The sequence below is a fragment of the Rhodococcus sp. NPDC003322 genome (assembly GCF_053589555.1).
Genome location: NZ_JBSFSC010000002.1, coordinates 1,229,377 through 1,247,117 on the forward strand (window position 1 = coordinate 1,229,377; position 17,741 = coordinate 1,247,117).

Genomic DNA, 17,741 nt, shown 5'->3' on the forward strand with positions numbered 1-17,741 from the left:
TCGCAGGTGAAGCCGCCCGGTCCGCCACCGGCCAGCATGGGCATCGGCGGCACTCTTCGTGAACGGGTGATGCGATGCGGCGCGAGGTGGATCCTGCGGTGACGACGACACCGGACCGGCGGTGGTGGCTGTTCGCATCTCTGCAGGGCTACGACCGGCGATGGTTGCGGCCGGACGTCATCGCCGGTCTGACGGTGTGGGCGGTCCTCGTCCCGGAGGGCCTGGCCTACGCGACCATCGCGGGCGTGACGCCGGTTGTCGGCCTGTACGCGGCGATCCCGTCGCTGGTGCTGTACGCGGCAGCCGGCAGCTCCCGGCACCTGATCGTCGGCCCGATGTCCGCGACCGCCGCGCTGTCGGCGGCGATGGTGGCACCGATCGCCGGGGGCGACGACGGCAGGTACCTGGCGCTCACCACCTGTCTGGCGATCATGACCGGCCTGGCCGGGCTGCTCGCCGGGTTGATGCGGCTCGGCTTCATCGCCTCATTCGTCTCGGAACCCGTGCTCAAGGGATTCATCGTCGGTCTGGCGCTGACGATCATCATCGGCCAGGTGCCCAAGCTGTTCGGCGTGGAGAAGGCGGACGGCAACTTCTTCGAGCAGGCGTGGGGGGTGGTCACCCACCTCGGCGACACCCAGTGGCGGACCCTGATCGTCGGCCTGCTCGGCCTGGCCGTGGTGCTCGTGCTGCGTCGGTGGTTGCCCCTGGTGCCGGGCTCGCTGGTGGCAGTGCTGCTCGGAATCGCCGCCGTGCAGCTGTTCGGTCTCGACGACAAGGGTGTCGACATCGTCGGGACCATCGAGTCCGGGCTCCCGTCGGTGGGCCTGCCGAACGGGCTCGGCTTCGACGACTACCTCGGCCTCGCCGGCCCCGCGGTCGGGGTGCTGTTGATCGGCTTCGCGGAGGGGCTCGGCGCGGCGAAAACCTATGCGGCCAAGGCGGGGTACGAGGTGGACGCGAACCGCGAGTTGTACGGCCTCGGCGCCGCGAATCTCGGTGCGGGGCTGGCGTCGGGCATGGTGGTGAACGGCAGCCTGTCCAAGACCGCGGTCAACGGGGGAGCGGGCGCGAAGTCCCAGGTGAGCGGTCTGGTCGTGGCCGCGATGACGGTGATCACCCTGCTGTTCCTGACCGGCCTGTTCGAGCAGTTGCCGGAGGCGACGCTGGCCGCCGTTGTCATCGCCGCGGTGATCGACCTGGTCGACTTCGCGTCGCTGCGCAGGCTGTACCGGGTCTGGACGCACCGGCTCGGCAGCATCTACGGCTTCGCCGCGCGACCCGACTTCGCCGCCGCGATCGCCGCCATGCTCGGCGTGCTGCTGTTCGACACCCTGCCCGGCCTGGTCATCGGCATCTCGGTGTCGATGTTGCTGCTCCTGTACCGGTCGGCGCGTCCCAACGTCGCGATCCTGGGACAGGCGAAGACCCTGTGGGTGGACACCGACCGGCACCCGGATGCCGACGTGCGGGACGACGCCGTTGTGGTGCGGGTCGAGGGCGGGCTGTCGTTCGCCAACGCCGACCACGTCAAGGAGCGGGTCGAGGCGCTGTGCACGGAGCGAACGCGGGTGGTGGTGCTGGACGCCGAGACGATGCCCTACATCGACGTCACCGCGTCGGAGATGCTCGGGCAGCTGCAGACGGCACTGCAGCACAAGGGGATCGACCTGCGCATCGCACACGACATCGGACAGGTGCGCGACGTCCTGCGCGGCGTCGAGCAGGACGGCGGGGACCTGGCCGTGTTCCGGACGGTGGACGATGCGCTGGCCGGGTGATCCCGCCGCCGAAATGCGACACCGGACAATTCGCGCACGGAGATCCGATGATTCGTGCCGATGCCCGAGGTACTCGCTCGCCCCGTCGGCGATGTCGGTGGGTGTCACCTGCGCCGGAGTCCCACGTCGAGTCACGGCGCCGCCCGAACGCCCGCCCCGGGCCCGTCCGCGTGGGGGTTGCGTCGTGGTGACGCTGTGTGAGGATTCACGGATGCTCTGCGTTGACACACGGTCGAGCGGCTGGACGTCGGTGCATGCACGCTGACACCGAATGGCTATCCGCTGTGGTGGCTCGCCCGCCTGCTGCCACCCACCCGCCCGCGAGCCGATCCGCTGCGGGTCACGTCCCCGGCAGCACCTTCGGCGCGGGCCGCTACCGGTTGCTGCACTGCTGCGGCGGCTCCTCGACCGTGGAGTTCTGGCACGGCCGGGATGTGGTGACCGATCGGGACGTCGGCCTGACGGTCGTGACCTGCACGTCGCGTGACGAGCTCGACATCGACGAGGTGTTCGCGCGCACCGTGTGGATGTGTGGGGTGAACTCGCCCGCGCTGGCCCGGATCGTCGACATGGTCGACACCGCGTTCGGCGGTGTCGTGGTCGCAGACTGGCAGCAGAGTTGTTCGCTCGCCACCGCCGCCTCGGTGCTGCCGTCGCGGTCCGACGCGGCGAGGGCGGCCCGGCCGTTGACCGAGACCATGCGGGTGGCGCACCGGTCGGGTGGGGTGCTTGACCTGGAACCGCCCGGGCGGCTGCGGATCGGGGCCCGCGGCGAGCTGTACCTGGCGTTTCCGGGCACGCTTCCGAGCGCGGACCGGTTCACCGACGTGCGGGGACTGTCGACCGCGCTGCGTGGACTGGTCACGGGCGGGGCCGGTTTCGCGGCTTCCGCGTGATGACCGAAAGCGTTTCGCGCCCGGCCTTTCCCGCGTAGGGTGCTGGCCGTCACGGTTGTCGAGGCGTCGGGTGGCTGGGGTGAGCATGCACGGCAGGTCGTTGCCGCCATCGGTGTCGTTGACGCAGCGGTGGCGCGGTGGGGTGCGGTTGAGCGGACCCGACGGAATCGACTCGCTGTCGGTGGGTGTGGACGTCGCCGCGGAGCGTCCCCACCGGTTCCGGGCGACGATGCGCGCCGTGGATGTCGGATCGGTGCGGGTGAATCGGCTACGGACCTCCGCGGTTTCGGTGGTCCGGTCGCAGGACCGGCTGGGCGACGCGCACGGTGACTACCTGTCCGTGTTGGTCGCCCGCTCCGGCGGAGCGACGGTCGAGCAGCGGCGGACCCGCTGCCGGCTGCGCACGGGGGAGGCGGCTTTCGTCGACTTCGCCGCACCGTTCGAGGTCATGTTCTCCGGGCGCGGTGACTACGTGTCCGCCTACCTTCCCCACGCGACACTGGCAGCGCGGTCCGTCGACGTGCGCTCGCTCGCCGGGGTGGTGATGCCGGCGGAGCCGCTCACCGTGCTGCTCGGCGCGGTGCTCGAGCAGTTCAGCGAGATCGACCTGTGCACAGACGATTCCGCGGACGTGGCGCTCGTCGAGCACGCCGTGGTGGACCTGTGCCTGGCGGTGATCCGACGGGCACAGGGGCGCTGCCCCGACGCCGAGTCGGCGGTCTCCCGAAATCGTGCTCGCGCAGTGGAGTTCGTCGAGAACAACTACACGGACCCGGCCCTGACCATCGCGAAGGTGGCGGCGGCGATGAACGTGAGTCCCCGCTACCTGCACCGGTTGTTCGAGTCGGAGCAGCACTCGGTGTACGAGCTGATCCGCCTGCGCCGCGTCGGCCGGGGGCTGCATCTGCTGACCGACCCCGCGCACGCGCACCTGACCATCGGCCAGGTCGCCGTCCGCAGTGGATTCGTCGGGCCGACCCAGTTCGGTCGCGCCGTCCGCGACATCACGGGCTCGACGCCCCGGGCGATCCGGCGCGGGGCCGCCGCGAGGTGACTTCGTCCCGGGTCGGCCTCGCCCGGCTCCGGGGGCCGGGTCGCGGCGGGTGAGTCGTCGGGCTAGAGTCTGCGACGTGACCTCTTTCGCCGGGATCGACTCGCCGCTCACGCGGCGTCGTCATGTCGATTTCGCGCTCGTGTGCACGTCCGGGTGTCCGCAGTCCTGATCGGCCTGCCCCGGCGAGGGTTTCCCCGCCGGGATCTCGACAATGCCCGTACGCCCCGAAACGAAAGAGCTTCCGGCACATGACCGCTACATCTGTCTCACACCTGTCTTCGATCATCACCGCCACCGCGGATGCGGTCGCCCGCGACACCGGCAAGGCCCACGCGGTCTTCCGTGCGTCGGCGCAGGCCCACGACGCCGTGGCCAGCACCATCGGTCTCGGCAAGTACTCGATCGAGGTCGACGAGCCCCCGGCCCTCGGCGGCGCCGGCGCGGCGCCGAATCCGGTCGAATACCACCTGGCGTCGCTGTTGTCGTGCCAGATCGTCACCTACCGGTTCTGGGCGGAGAAGCTCGGCATCCGGGTCGACGACATCTCCGCACGGGCCGAGGGTGACCTCGACGTGCGCGGCTTCTTCGGCTTCGACGACGCTGTCCGCGCCGGATTCGGTGAGATCCGCGTCGTCGTCACGGTGACCGGGCCGGAGACCGACGAACGCTACCGGGAGCTGCAGGAAGCGGTGGACGCGCACTGCCCGGTCCTCGATCTCACGCGGAACGAGACGCCCGTCTCCACCGTCCTCGAGACGTCCCGCGAGTCGGCCCCGGAGGGCGTCGAGTAGTGAATCACCCAGCCGGACATCACTTTCGGTGTTCGGCGGGTGGGGCGTCCGACTCGTGTCCGGAGGCGTCCGGGTCCGCGTAGCAGTCGCGGACGGCGAGATCCATCGGGAAGCGAACCTCGGTGTCGCCGAACAGCAGTCGGGTCGCGGCCGCGGTCGCGTCGAGGACGTGCCGGGTGGCCGCGTGTGGGTCGCGGCAGTGCACGACCACCTCGTCGTGCTGGAAGAACACGAGGTCGCCGCCACCGTCGGCGAGGCGGCCGGTGTCATCGCCGGCGAGGCGGCGGCGCAGTTCGGCGAGCAGGCACAGTGCCCACTCGGCGGCGGTGGCCTGGACGACGAAGTTGCGGGTGAACCGCCCGCGCGCGTGTGCGTCCCCGTGCGACCACCAGCGGTCGTCCGGTGGCGGGCAGGCCCGCCCGAGCCAGGAGCGTACGACCTCGCCCCGTTCGCCGGCCCGCGCGGCGTCCTCGACGTACCGTACGGCGACGGGAAAACGTTTGCGCAGCAACGTGAGCAGGTACCGCGCCTCGCCGGCGGTGGCGCCGTAGAGCACACCGAGGATCGCGACCTTCGCCTTTGCACGGTCGCCGCCGAACACCTCGGCGGCGACCGGTGCGTACAGGTCGTCGGCGCCGGCGGCCGCGACCATCAGCGGATCACGCGACATCGCGGCCAGGATGCGGGGTTCGAGCTGACCGGCGTCCGCGATGACGAAGGTGTGGCCGGGATCGGCGATCACGCCGGCGCGCACCGGTTTCGGGATCTGGAGTGCGCCACCGCCGCGGCTGGCCCAGCGGCCGGACACCACGCCGCCGGGCACGTACACCGGCCGGAACCGGTCGCCGCGCACCCAGGTGTCGAGCCAGGTCCACCCGTTCGCGGAGTGCAGCTTGGCGAGATCGCGGTAGCGGAGCAGGGGATCGACGGCGGGATGGTCCACGTCGCGCAGCAGCCACGCCCGCGTCGAGGTCAGTTCGATTCCGTCCCGGGCGAACGCGGCCACCACCTCCGGCTGCGACGCGGGATTCACCGGTCGGCCGAAGGCGGCGCTCACCTCACCGGCCAGATCCCGAAGTCGGTGCGGCAGAACGTCCGCCGGCACCCGGGGGCCGAGGGCGGATTCGAGCATGCGGTGGTGTGCGGCCGCCGAGAAGGGCATCCCGGTGTGCCCCATCTCCGCCGCGGCGAGGGCGCCTGCCGACTCGGCGGCGACGAGCAGACGCAGGCGGGGATCCGGTCCGATCTCCCGCACCTGTTCGGCGTGCTCGGCGACGAGCGCGGCCGGATCCGCCGCGGGGGTGGTGTCGAACAGTCCCGGACGCTCGTCCGCCGGCGGCGCCGTGGCCGCAGGTGGATGGCCGGCCCGGGTGCGCAGCAGCGCGTCGGTGAGGGCGATGTCGTGGCAGCGTTCCACCCGCAGCCCGGCCCGCAGCACCGCCGGGTACACCGCGCCGGTGTCGGGCCAGACCCACCGCGGGCATTCGGGTTCGAGTGCCCGCACCGCGGCGGCCGCGTCCGGGAATGACGTGGGGGAGCCGATCACGGCGCCGCCCTCGTCGGTGCGGACCGTGACCACTCGCTCCGGGCCCGGCGCCAGCACCACTCTCACCCGCCCAGTGTGTCGGACGGGACCGACACGGTTCAGTGCCGGTGCCGGACCTCGTCGCGTGGCTCGGCGTAGCGCCACATCTCGAATCCGATCATCGTCGCCAGTGCCGCGGTGAGCACCGACAGCGTCACGAGCGCCGGGGTGTGCCAGAGCACGGGGATCAGCGCGACCAGCACGGCGGCCGTCACCACCCGGGGGTAGGTGATGGAGCCGGTCGGGTACGCCTTGAAGTAGACCAGCGCCAGCAGGTACAGGGCGGCGCCGCCGAGCAGCGACACCAGCGGCCAGCCGTACAGCGGGTCGGTGAGGCGGTGGTGGTTGCCGTCCGCGACGTACGAGAGCACCTTCTTGAGCCCGAGCGACATCAGCACGATCCCGGCCACCATCGGCATGTGCGCGTAGGTGTAACAGTGCTGGGCGATCTTGATCAGCCGGGTGCCCGCCGCGGACTCGAAGGCGTGCTCGACCGCGAGCGACGTGACGTCGAAATACGTCCACCACATCAGGGCCGCCACCGCGAGACCGAGCAGCGTCGCGACGATGATCGCCCACGAGATCGGCAGCGCCGCCACCCCGATGCCGATCGAGGTGATCGATTCGCCCAGCGCGATGATGACGATCAGCCCGTGGCGTTCGGCGAAGTGGCTCACCGACCGCAGCCGCCACCCCGCCCCGCCGACCAGCGTGCCGAGGTAGTCGCCGGCGAGGGCGAGGAACCACATCGCCGTCTGGGCGGGACCGGTCAGCTGGGACGCGATCAGCAGGCAGGCGGTCCCGATCGCCATGCTGGGCACGAAACGCAGGACCTGCCTGCGTAGCTGGGGGTCGTCCCTGCTGATGACGAAGAACATCAGCACGTGCAGGAGCCGCACCACGAAGTACCCGAGCGCGAACACCACCGGACCGCTGAGCCCGCCGGGCAGATCGTGGAACGCCTCGGGGATGGTGAGGGCCACGATGAACATCGCGCCCATCGCGGCGAACAGCACCACCCGGGCCACGCCCTCGTCTGCGCGGACCAGATTCCACAACCAGGAGTACCCCACCCAGCACCACCACAGGACCGCGATGACCAGCATCCCGCGCAGCAGGTTGGTGCCGGTCGGGTCGTCGGCCATCAGGTCGGTGACCCGGGTCAGCGCGAACACGAAGACGAGGTCGAAGAACAACTCGAGCGGGGAGACCGAGGCCCGCTCCTGGACCTGCTGCACGCGCAGCCGTCGGGGAATGCTCATTCGCTCATGGTGGCAGCGGTGAACGGCCACCGCAGCCTCGCGGGCCCGGACAGCCCGGCTGGATGAGAGCGGCGCGGTCGCCGTCGGTAAGCTTGACGATCGGACTTGTAACCAGACAGACCCCAGACCCCGGAGGTTGATTGGCGTGGCGCTCGTCGTGCAGAAGTACGGCGGATCCTCGGTGGCATCCGCCGAGCGCATCCGACGTGTCGCCGAACGGATCGTGGAGACCAAACGCGCGGGCAACGACGTCGTCGTCGTGGTCTCGGCGATGGGTGACACCACCGACGAGCTGCTGGACCTCGCGCAGCAAGTGTGTGACACGCCACCGGCCCGTGAAATGGACATGCTGCTGACCTCCGGTGAGCGGATTTCCAACTCCCTCGTCGCGATGGCCATCCACGGCCTCGGCGAGGAAGCACGGTCGTTCACCGGCTCGCAGGCCGGCGTCATCACCACCGGCGCGCACGGGAACGCCAAGATCATCGACGTCACCCCCGGCCGGGTCCGGGATGCCCTCGACCGCGGCTCGATCGTGCTGGTCGCCGGTTTCCAGGGCGTCAGCCAGGACAGCAAGGACGTCACCACCCTCGGTCGCGGCGGGTCCGACACCACCGCTGTCGCGCTGGCCGCGGCCCTGAAGGCCGACGTCTGCGAGATCTACACCGACGTCGACGGCATCTACACCGCCGACCCGCGGATCGTGTCCGACGCCCAGCGCCTCGACACCGTCTCCTTCGAGGAGATGCTCGAGATGGCGGCGTGCGGGGCGAAGGTCCTGATGCTGCGCTGCGTCGAGTACGCCCGCCGCTACAACGTGCCCGTGCACGTCCGTTCCTCGTACACCACCAAGCCCGGCACCATGGTGTCCGGATCGATGGAGGACATTCCCGTGGAAGAAGCCATCCTCACCGGCGTCGCGCACGACCGCTCCGAGGCCAAGGTCACCGTCGTCGGCCTGCCCGACGTGCCCGGATACGCGGCCAAGGTCTTCCGCGCCGTCGCCGATGCCGAGATCAACATCGACATGGTCCTGCAGAACATCTCGAAGGTGGAGACGGGCAAGACCGACATCACCTTCACGCTGCCGCAGACCGATCTGCCCGCCGCGGTGGAGAAGCTGACCGCGCTGCAGGGCGAGATCGGGTTCTCCGAGGTCCTCTCCAACGAGAGCATCGGCAAGGTGTCCCTCGTCGGCGCGGGCATGAAGAGCCACCCGGGCGTCACCGCCACCTTCTGTGAGGCACTGGCCGAGGCCGGCATCAACATCGACCTGATCTCCACCTCGGAGATCCGGATCTCGGTGCTCGTCGACGACGCCGATCTCGACAACGCGGTGCGCGCGATCCACAAGGCATTCGATCTGGGCGGCGACGAAGAGGCCGTCGTCCACGCGGGAACGGGACGGTAACCCCATGGGTCTGACCATCGCAGTCGTCGGCGCCACCGGACAGGTCGGCGCCGTCATGCGCACCCTGCTCGAGGAGCGCAACTTCCCCGCCGACAAGGTGCGGTTCTTCGCATCCGCCCGTTCGGCCGGAACCACCCTGCCGTTCCGTGGCGACGACATCGTCGTCGAGGACGCCGCCGCCGTGTCGGACGAGGACCTCAAGGGCATCGACATCGCGCTGTTCTCGGCCGGTGCCACCCTCTCGCGTGCGCAGGCCCCGCGGTTCGCCGCCGCAGGCGCCACCGTCATCGACAACTCGTCCGCATGGCGCAAGGACCCCGAGGTTCCCCTCGTGGTCAGCGAGGTGAACCCGGAGGAGGCGAAGAACCCGCCGAAGGGCATCATCGCCAACCCGAACTGCACCACGATGGCCGCGATGCCGGTGCTCAAGGTGCTGCACGACGAGGCCGGTCTGCAGCGGCTGATCGTCTCCAGCTACCAGGCGGTCTCCGGTAGCGGCCTCGCCGGTGTCGAGGAGCTCGCCTCCCAGGTGCGCGCGGTCGTCGACGACGCCGAGCAGCTCGTCCACGACGGCGCTGCGGTGGAGTTCCCGGCGCCGAACAAGTACGTCGCGCCGATCGCGTTCGACGTCATCCCGCTGGCCGGCGCGCTGGTCGAGGACGGCAGCGGCGAGACCGACGAGGACCAGAAGCTGCGCAACGAGTCCCGCAAGATCCTGGGCATCCCGGACCTGCTGGTCAGCGGCACCTGCGTGCGCGTGCCGGTGTTCACCGGGCACTCGCTGTCCATCAACGCCGAGTTCGGCAATCCGCTCTCGGTCGAGCGTGCGAAGGAACTGCTCGCCGACGCCCCCGGCGTCGAGCTGGTCGAGGTCCCGACCCCGCTGGCCGCCGCAGGCAACGACCCCTCCCTCGTCGGTCGCATCCGCCAGGACCCGGGTGTCCCCGGCGGCCGCGGCCTGGCGCTGTTCGTGTGCGGCGACAACCTGCGCAAGGGCGCCGCACTCAACACCATCCAGATCGCGGAGCTGCTCGTCGGCTGACCGCCGGTCACCCGCTCCCGACGTTCCCCAATGTCACATTGGCTCACTTCAGGTGAGCCAATGTGACATTGGGGAACTCGTGTCTTGGGGGTCAGGGGAGGCGGAGCCGGGGGATCGGGGGCTGTGCCGGATAGGTGGGGGCGGACCGCTCGCCGAGTTCGGCGCGCAGGTGCTCCGCCCACCCGACCAGGCCGGTGACGTCCAGGGCGTGTGGCGCGGCGGATTCGTGGGCGCCGAGCAGGTCCGCGCCGCGACGCAGGGACGAGGCGGCGGCCGGGTCGTGCCGGGTCACCTGGGTGAGCCCCTCGACGAGAAGCGTCAGGCCCTGCCACAGCTCGAGTTCGTCCTCGGGGATCGACGCGGTCATTCCCGCCAGCAGGACCGCGGCCTCCTCGGGTGCGCCGTGATCGAGCAGTCGCTGGGCCTCGGTGACCGCGGCACCGGGAGCGAACCGCGGACGAACGTCGGTCATGACCCAAACGCTAGCCCGCGCGGTCGGCCTCGGGAAGGGTCTCGGTTCCGGTGACGGGCGTCATGACCTCGGGGACGGGAGCGACGACCTCGGGGACGGGAGCGACGACCTCGGGGACGGGACCGCGCAGCAGCCTGCCGACGATGCCCTCGTCGACGGCCAGCGCCTTGACGATCACCGCGGCCGCGACCACGACACCGGACTGGATGAACATCCAGGTGATGGCGGTGAAGATGAGCCCGAGCTCGCCGAACTTGTCCGACGCCGACGACGTGGCAAGCGGAAGGTAGAGGACACCGGCCAGCCCCACGGTGGTCAGCCCGGCCGAGGTGACCGCCGCGGTCGCCCACAGCACGCGGCCGGTGAGCCTGCCCTCGGTGAGCAGGTAGGGGACCGCCGCCCAGAGGGCGAACCAGATCACGGCCTCGCCGCACATCGCCAGGGGCGGTCCCACCCAGTCCAGCGACGTCAGCTTGCGGACCCAGCCGAGCAGGCCGACCGAGGTCGCTACGGCGATCAGGACCGCCAGCCACCGCCACCATCCGCGCAGCGTCAGCGTCGGCACCTTCCATATCCGCCCGTAGACCCGGCCGAGGGCACGTGCGAACGAGGTGCCGCCGAGCAGCACCATCAGGATGCCGACGACCCCGAACGCGGCGAAGGTCGGCGGGCTCGCCTCGATCGTGTCCGCGGTCGTCGTGGTGATGGTGGTCAGGGCGCCGGGATCGATGCCGAGCTGGTCGGAGAACGCCTCCGAGACGCCACCGAGGTTCCCGATCGTGCCGACCGCGATGATCAGCGGCAGCACCGAGGTGAACTCCTGGGCGGCGAGGGTCATCGAACGGTCGGCGAGCTCGATGTCGGCCAGACCACGGAGGATGCGGGCAACGGTCCGGCCCGCGACGGTGCCGCGCAGCCAGCCGTGTGCGGTTTGTCTCCGTACCTCGAGTGCTTCCCTGGCCAGCGCGACCGACAGCTTGGTGGACATCACGCGTCAAGTGAACTCTATTTCGCCTGGCCGAGTGCGGTTTCGTGGGGCGCGTCGCCGTGTCGTCCGGGGACCACCGCACCTCGGGGCGGTTCGGCGGGCGGAAGGGCGACACGCCCCCACTAATCTTGACTAGTTCCAGAAAAGGTGTTGTGGTGGTTCTGGCGGCCGAGTTCAGCCCCCGCCGTGAACAGCCCCACGACCGGCCGCCGCCGGGTTCAACCGAGGTCCGAACGAGCACCGCGCCGACAGCGCGGAGAAAGCGAAGGGATCACCCATGAGCAATGACCCGAAGACCACCGACACCACCCTGACCACCGCGGTCGGCGCACCGGTGCCGGACAACCAGAACGTCCAGACCGCCGGCCCGCGCGGTCCGCAGCTGCTGCAGGACGTCTGGTTCCTCGAGAAGCTCGCCCACTTCGACCGCGAGGTCATCCCCGAACGGCGGATGCACGCCAAGGGATCCGGCGCGTACGGCACCTTCACCGTCACGAACGACATCACGAAGTACACGTCGGCGAAGATCTTCTCCGAGGTCGGCAAGAAGACCGACCTGTTCGTGCGGTTCTCCACCGTCGCCGGCGAGCGCGGCGCCGCCGACGCCGAGCGCGACATCCGGGGATTCGCGGTGAAGTTCTACACCGAGGAGGGCAACTGGGACCTCGTCGGCAACAACACCCCGGTGTTCTTCTTCCGCGACCCGCTCAAGTTCCCCGACCTGAATCATGCGGTCAAGCGCGACCCGCGCACCAACATGCGCAGCGCGAACAACAACTGGGACTTCTGGTCCAGCCTGCCCGAGGCGCTGCACCAGGTGACGATCGTGATGAGCGACCGCGGGCTCCCCGCTTCGTACCGTCACATGCACGGGTTCGGTTCGCACACCTTCAGTTTCATCAACGCGGCCGGTGAGCGATTCTGGGTGAAGTTCCACCACCGCTGCCAGCAGGAGATCAAGAATCTCACCGATGCCGAGGCCGCGGAGCTCGTCGGTCAGGATCGGGAGAGTCACCAGCGCGACCTGTACGAGGCGATCGAGCGCGGCGAGTTCCCGAAGTGGAAGCTGATGGTGCAGATCATGCCGGAGGCCGACGCGCAGAAGGTGCCGTACCACCCGTTCGACCTGACCAAGGTGTGGCCGAAGGGCGACTACCCGCTGATCGAGGTCGGCGAGTGGGAGCTCAACCGCAACCCCGACAACTACTTCGCCGAGGTCGAGCAGGCCGCGTTCAACCCCGCGCACGTCGTGCCCGGCATCAGCTTCTCGCCGGACCGAATGCTGCAGGGACGACTGTTCTCCTACGGCGACGCGCAGCGGTACCGACTGGGCGTCAACAACTTCCAGATCCCGGTCAACGCTCCTCGCTGTCCGGTGGCGAACTTCCACCGGGACGGCGCGATGCGGGTGGACGGCAACATGGGCAGCTCGCTGCACTACGAGCCGAACTCCTACGGCAAGTGGCAGGAGCAGCCGCAGTATCGCGAGCCGGCGCAGGCGGTCGGCGCCGTTGCCGACCACTTCGACTACCGCGCCGCCGACGACGACTACTACTCGCAGCCGCGGGCGCTGTTCAACCTGATGGATGCAGACCAGAAGCAGGCGCTGTTCGACAACACCGCCCGCAACATCCACGGTGTCGACCCGCAGATCATCAAGCGGCACATCGACAACTGCACCAAGTGCGATCCCGCGTACGGGGAGGGCGTCGCCAAGGCGCTCGCTGCGCTCGACGCCTGACGCCGCGTCGCGCGGGGCGAGGGGTCGTCTGCCGGTCCGTCCGGTTGGTGCCCTCCTCGTCCCGCGAGGAGGTGGTTTTCTTGACTTATTCCAGAAATCGGGCGGATACTGGGGCCATGCGAGACGCCGGCTCCGACGCGGACCCCCGTGGGCTCCTGCGTGCCGCGGGTCTGCGGGTGACCGCGCCTCGAGTCGCTGTGCTCAACGCGGTCACCGCGAAACCGCACACCGATGCCGACGGGGTTGCCGCCGAGGTCCGCGCGGAACTCGGTTCGGTGTCCACCCAGGCCGTCTACGACGTGCTCAAGGCATGTGTGAACGCCGGACTACTACGGCGCATCGAGCCCGCAGGCTCGCCTGCCCTGTTCGAGACCCGGACCGGGGACAATCACCACCACCTGGTGTGCCGCGAGTGCGGCGCCGTTGTCGACGTCGACTGCGTCGTCGGCCACGCGCCCTGCCTCCAGCCCTCCGACGACCACGGCTTCGTCATCGACGAGGCCGAGGTCGTGTTCTGGGGACTCTGCCCGGACTGCCGGCAGTCGCAGGACCGCTGACCGTCCGCGCCGCCGATTCGTTCACTGGCCGTGGTCTCGGCCACACCGGGAACCGATTCGCCGGGAAAGGCGTTGTACTACATGAAGAATGAACCCCGCTGGGGGGTTCGCAGTGTAAACCGGACCGACAGTAGAGGAGACGACAATGACCAACGGTCCTATTGCCAGCACACTCGACGCGGGACAGCAGCGGATCGCCGGGGAGGCCCTGCAGGGCACGGTGGTCGACCTGATCGACCTCAGCCTCGTCGCCAAGCAGGCACATTGGAACGTCGTCGGCCGCAACTTCCTGTCCGTGCATCCGTCGCTGGACGAACTGGTCACTGCGGCTCGCGATTTCACCGATGCCGCCGCCGAGCGTGCCACCGCGATCGGTGTCAGCCCGGACGGCCGTGCCGCGACGGTGGCCGCTGATGCCGGCACCACCGGTTTCGGTGCCGGCTGGACCAGCGACAGCGATGTCGTCGACGCCATCGTGGCGAACCTCGCCGCGGTGATCGAGCGACTGCGCGAGCGCATCGAGGCGACGGAGAAGGCCGACCCCGTCACTCAGGACCTGCTGATCGGCATCACCGCGAAACTCGAACAGCTGCACTGGATGTGGCAGGCGATGGCAGCCTGACCCAGTGCCTCGTCACGACAGGGGCGTCACACCGGCCGGTGTGACGCCCCTGCCGTTGTCGGCCGACGGCCGCCCGTTCTCGCCTACACTGGCAACGGCTTTCGCCGCCGAAGTCTCCGAGGTCCGGGAGGTTCACGATGTCCGAACTGTTCTCCGCCCAGCCCCACGCCGACGTCACCTGGCTCGACCTCGACGAGACGCACCTCGCCGTCGTCCGGTACGACGGCGTCACCATCGCCGACCTGCCATCGCTGTTCGACGCCGGGTTCGGGGCCCTCGGGTCGGCGATCGGCACCGGGGCGGTGGCGCCCATCGGTCCGGCGGTGGCGATCTATCACGGCGACCCCTCCCAGGTCTTCGACCTCGAGATCGGCTTCCCGATCGCGCAACCGCTCCCTGCGTCGACCACAGTGAACGGCGCGCTCGTCGTCGGTTCGGGCCTGCCCGCCGGTCCGGCCGCCGCGCTCACCCATCTCGGACCCTACGACTTGCTGGCGACCGCGTGGGAGAAGCTCATGTCCGCTGTCCAGGCGGCAGGCGCCACGATCCGTGAGGGGCGGCTGGTGGAGGTGTACGTCACGGAGCCGACCCCCGACGCCGATCCGAAGGCCATGCGGACGGACGTGATCGCCCTGACCGACCGGGTCGCCGCGCCCTGAACCGGTCCCGGCCTATTCCATGAAGCGGGCCAGGAACTCGATCAGGAGTCGTTCGGCGACCGGCTCGGACAGGGCCTCGATCAGGGCCAGGAGCTCGGCCATCGGGCCGTCCAGGCCGCCCGACGGGTCGAGGCCGACCATCGCCAGCACGGCGGCGCAGTTCTCGCTCGTCAGGTCCTCGATCCGGATCTGACCGGCGGCCGCCACGAAGTCGGCGGGGGCCTGCGCGCCCGGCACCCCGCGGACGCGATCCGCGGCGACGGTGAGCGCATCGGCGAGCTCACCGACCACCGACTCGGTGACCGGAGTCAGCGTCAGGTGTGTGGTGCGAGGCAGGACGGTGCGGTCGGCCTGGGTGCGGCCCGGTTGCGGTTGCAGGACCCAGCCCAGCTCCTTCGCGGCGTCCGCCCAGCGGTGCGGGTCCACCCGCCGTGATTCCGGCACCTCGGGGTCGGTCGCGACGGCGAGCAGCGGGCCGACCGGGTCGCCGACCACGCGCAGGCCGTCGAGTCCGTCGACAACCTTCCGCAGCTGCTCCGCCGACCGGGCGATACGTCCGGTCAGCTCGGCGAAACCGCTGCGGCCCAACGCCCGCGACACCGCCCAGCCGGCCGCGATCGGCATCACCGTCCTCGAACCGAGCATCGTCGGATTCACCACCGCGTAGCCCGGCCAGGCACTGGTCGCGAACCACTGCCTGCGGTGCCGGTCCCGGTCGCGGTACAGCAGCACCGACACGCCCTTCGGGGCGTAGCCGTACTTGTGCAGGTCCACCGACAGGCTGGCGACGCCCGGCACCCGCAGGTCGCACTCAGGACGGTCGTCCGCGCCCGGCCACCACGGCAGCACCCAGGCGCCGATGCAGCCGTCCACGTGCACCGGGACACCCTGCGCGGCACATACTTCCGCGATCTCCGCGACCGGGTCGAGCACGCCGTGCGGGTACGACGGCGTCGACGCGACCACCAGCGCCACCGACTCGTCCAGCGCCGCAGCGACATCGGCGGGCCGCAGTCGGCAGGTGTCCGGGTCGACCGGCAGCACCCGCAGTCGCAGGTCCAGGTAGTGCGCGGCCTTGATGAACGCGGCATGTGCCGTCGATCCGATCACCAGGGTGGGTCGATCGTCCCGGCCGGTAGCCGCGCGCCAGCTGTCGCGGGCGGATTTGACGGCCAGCATGCAGCTCTCGGTGCCGCCGCTCGTGACGGAGCCGACGACGCCGTCCACGCCGTCGGCGAGCACGGAGCGGGCGAGCCCGACGAGATCCCGTTCGAGGGCCGCGACGGACGGAAACGTGGTCGGGTCGAGACCGTTGAGCGGCTGGGCCTTTCGCGCCGCAGCGCCGGCGAGGTCGTCGAGTTCGGCGACGCCCGGGTCGTACACGTACGACAGCAGCCGCCCGCCCGACGTGGGGGCATCGGCGGTCCGGAGTTCGTCGAGCCGGGCGAGGATCTCCTGTGGCGACTGTTCGAAGTTCACTGGTGACTCCTGTTCCTGTCCTCTGCCGCCAGCCGGTACCGGCGGAGAACGAGCATGCTCACCGCGACCAGGACGGCCGGGGCGGCGGTGAACGCCAACGCGATACCGGTCAGCGCGGTCTCGGACTGGGCGACGACGTCGTCGCCACTCGACGAGACGAACCCGGTGGCGGCAAGGATCACCAGCACGAGCGCGGGACCCAACGCCATCGCGACCGTCTCGGCGGCCGTCCACACCCCGCTGAACGCGCCCGCCCGGACAGTGCCGCCTGCCCGCTGCTCGTGGTCGGTGATCACGTCCGGCAGCATCGACATCGGCAGCATCTGCATTCCGGCATAGCCGATCCCGGCGACCGCGACCACCGGGTAGATCCACGGGCCGGCGCCGGCCAGCAGGCCGAGCAGGGCGATCGTGGCGGCGAGGAACAGTGTCGACGCCAGCAGGAAGGTGCGTTGCTTGCCCCAGGCGTGGACCAGCCGGATCCACAGCGGCATCACCGCGACCGCGGGAGCGACCAGCGCCGCGAACAGGATCGACACCGCGCCCTCGGAGTCGAGTAGATAGGTCGCGACGTACTGGGCGCCGCCGAGCATGGTGCCGGTCGCCAGCGCCTGCAACGCGAAGGTCAGCAGCAGTACCCGGAACGGTTCGCTCGACCGCACTGCGGCAAGGGCATCGGAGAACCCGTGCGCGGAAACGGAATCGGGACTCTCGCGCGACGGGCCGCGGGGGGCGATCGCCCACGCGGCCAGCATCCCCGCCCCGAGCAGCAGGCCGGCGACCACACCCATCGCCAGATAGCCGGGCCGCCCACCGCCACCGATCTCGCGCAGCGCCGGACCACCCGCACCGAAGAGCAGGATCGCGACCCCGAGCAGCGCGACTCGCCACGACATCAACCGGGAGCGTTCGTGATAGTCCTCGGTCAACTCGGCGGGCAGCGCAATGTACGGCACCTGGAACAGGGCGAACGCGATCGCCGCGAGGATGAACGCGACCGCAACCCACAGGCTGCTCGCCGCGGTGGACAGCCCGGCCGGTACCGCGAAGGTCAGTGCGAAGAACACCGGCAAGGCGAGCGCGCCGAGCAGCAGGAACCGGCGACGGGTGCCGGTCCGAGCGGCCTCCGCGTCACTGCGCGACCCGACCAGCGGATTGACCAGGAGATCGAGTGCCTTGGGGGCGAAGACCACCACGCTCGCGACAGCGGCGGGAACCGCGAGGGTGTCGGTGAGGTAGTAGGCGAGCACCAGCCCCGGAAGCGTGGCGAACCCGCCGGTGCCGACCGAGCCGAGGGAGTAGCCGGCGACGGTCGACCTGCTCAGGCGTGGGGGAGCGATGGTCATTCGGTCAACATAGGACATCGGTCCAGGTTGCGGAGGGGTTGCGCGCATCCGGACG

The 17,741-nt window shown here is 70.1% G+C and carries 16 protein-coding genes; 10 read left to right on the plus strand and 6 right to left on the minus strand.

Features of this window, described 5'->3' with window-relative positions; genetic code table 11:
• The first annotated feature begins 98 nt into the window (after positions 1–98).
• From ACWDUM_RS12025 to ACWDUM_RS12040, 4 genes are all read left to right on the plus strand, one after another.
• A complete protein-coding gene (locus ACWDUM_RS12025) occupies positions 99–1,781 on the plus strand; it encodes a SulP family inorganic anion transporter (protein ID WP_450134142.1) in 1,683 nt (560 codons plus the stop codon).
• 254 nt (positions 1,782–2,035) lie between these two features.
• Complete coding sequence (locus tag ACWDUM_RS12030; protein WP_450134143.1) at positions 2,036–2,677, plus strand: hypothetical protein; 642 nt, start codon at positions 2,036–2,038, stop codon at positions 2,675–2,677.
• Positions 2,678–2,762: 85 nt separating this feature from the next.
• Positions 2,763–3,731, plus strand: coding sequence for a helix-turn-helix domain-containing protein (locus ACWDUM_RS12035; protein ID WP_450134206.1), 969 nt, complete (start codon positions 2,763–2,765; stop codon positions 3,729–3,731).
• A 248-nt stretch (positions 3,732–3,979) separates the two neighbouring features.
• A complete protein-coding gene (locus ACWDUM_RS12040) occupies positions 3,980–4,522 on the plus strand; it encodes an OsmC family protein (protein ID WP_450114865.1) in 543 nt (180 codons plus the stop codon).
• A gap of 19 nt (positions 4,523–4,541) precedes the next feature.
• On the opposite strand, the gene ACWDUM_RS12045 is transcribed toward ACWDUM_RS12040, so the two are convergent.
• Together ACWDUM_RS12045 and ACWDUM_RS12050 are read right to left on the minus strand one after the other, a co-directional pair.
• On the minus strand, positions 4,542–6,134 hold the full coding sequence (locus tag ACWDUM_RS12045; protein WP_450134144.1) for a bifunctional 3'-5' exonuclease/DNA polymerase: 1,593 nt from the start codon (positions 6,132–6,134) through the stop codon (positions 4,542–4,544).
• Between the two features lie 32 nt (positions 6,135–6,166).
• Positions 6,167–7,369, minus strand: a complete 1,203-nt coding sequence (locus ACWDUM_RS12050; protein WP_450134145.1) for a low temperature requirement protein A — start codon at positions 7,367–7,369, stop codon at positions 6,167–6,169.
• 145 nt (positions 7,370–7,514) lie between these two features.
• On the opposite strand from ACWDUM_RS12050, the gene ACWDUM_RS12055 reads away from it, so the two are divergent.
• A complete protein-coding gene (locus tag ACWDUM_RS12055) occupies positions 7,515–8,780 on the plus strand; it encodes an aspartate kinase (RefSeq protein ID WP_450114868.1) in 1,266 nt (421 codons plus the stop codon).
• A gap of 4 nt (positions 8,781–8,784) precedes the next feature.
• Entirely contained in the window at positions 8,785–9,822 is a 1,038-nt protein-coding gene (locus tag ACWDUM_RS12060) for an aspartate-semialdehyde dehydrogenase (protein ID WP_450134146.1), read from the plus strand.
• 91 nt (positions 9,823–9,913) lie between these two features.
• Here ACWDUM_RS12060 and ACWDUM_RS12065 read toward each other — a convergent pair whose 3' ends face one another.
• Both ACWDUM_RS12065 and ACWDUM_RS12070 read right to left on the minus strand, forming a co-directional pair.
• Positions 9,914–10,294 carry a DUF309 domain-containing protein gene (locus ACWDUM_RS12065; RefSeq protein WP_450114870.1) on the minus strand — a complete coding sequence of 127 codons (381 nt, stop codon included), beginning with the start codon at positions 10,292–10,294 and terminating at the stop codon, positions 9,914–9,916.
• A 10-nt stretch (positions 10,295–10,304) separates the two neighbouring features.
• Positions 10,305–11,282 (minus strand): hypothetical protein, encoded by a 978-nt coding sequence (locus ACWDUM_RS12070; protein ID WP_450134207.1) that lies wholly within the window; start codon positions 11,280–11,282, stop codon positions 10,305–10,307.
• A gap of 277 nt (positions 11,283–11,559) precedes the next feature.
• On the opposite strand from ACWDUM_RS12070, the gene ACWDUM_RS12075 reads away from it, so the two are divergent.
• The 4 genes from ACWDUM_RS12075 to ACWDUM_RS12090 all read left to right on the plus strand — a co-directional run bounded on the left by ACWDUM_RS12075 (position 11,560) and on the right by ACWDUM_RS12090 (position 14,861).
• The gene (locus ACWDUM_RS12075; protein WP_450134147.1) at positions 11,560–13,023 is read left to right on the plus strand and encodes a catalase; all 1,464 of its coding nucleotides are present in this window, start codon (positions 11,560–11,562) and stop codon (positions 13,021–13,023) included.
• A 116-nt stretch (positions 13,024–13,139) separates the two neighbouring features.
• Positions 13,140–13,580 (plus strand): Fur family transcriptional regulator, encoded by a 441-nt coding sequence (locus tag ACWDUM_RS12080; protein ID WP_450114872.1) that lies wholly within the window; start codon positions 13,140–13,142, stop codon positions 13,578–13,580.
• Between the two features lie 145 nt (positions 13,581–13,725).
• Positions 13,726–14,202, plus strand: a complete 477-nt coding sequence (locus ACWDUM_RS12085; RefSeq protein WP_450114873.1) for a Dps family protein — start codon at positions 13,726–13,728, stop codon at positions 14,200–14,202.
• 137 nt (positions 14,203–14,339) lie between these two features.
• The gene (locus ACWDUM_RS12090; RefSeq protein ID WP_450134148.1) at positions 14,340–14,861 is read left to right on the plus strand and encodes a GyrI-like domain-containing protein; all 522 of its coding nucleotides are present in this window, start codon (positions 14,340–14,342) and stop codon (positions 14,859–14,861) included.
• Between the two features lie 12 nt (positions 14,862–14,873).
• On the opposite strand, the gene ACWDUM_RS12095 is transcribed toward ACWDUM_RS12090, so the two are convergent.
• Positions 14,874–16,340, minus strand: a complete 1,467-nt coding sequence (locus ACWDUM_RS12095) for a pyridoxal phosphate-dependent decarboxylase family protein (RefSeq protein ID WP_450134149.1) — start codon at positions 16,338–16,340, stop codon at positions 14,874–14,876.
• Entirely contained in the window at positions 16,337–17,686 is a 1,350-nt protein-coding gene (locus tag ACWDUM_RS12100) for an MFS transporter (protein WP_450114875.1), read from the minus strand. Before ACWDUM_RS12100 ends, ACWDUM_RS12095 begins: the two co-directional genes overlap by 4 nt.
• Between the last annotated feature and the right edge of the window lie 55 nt (positions 17,687–17,741).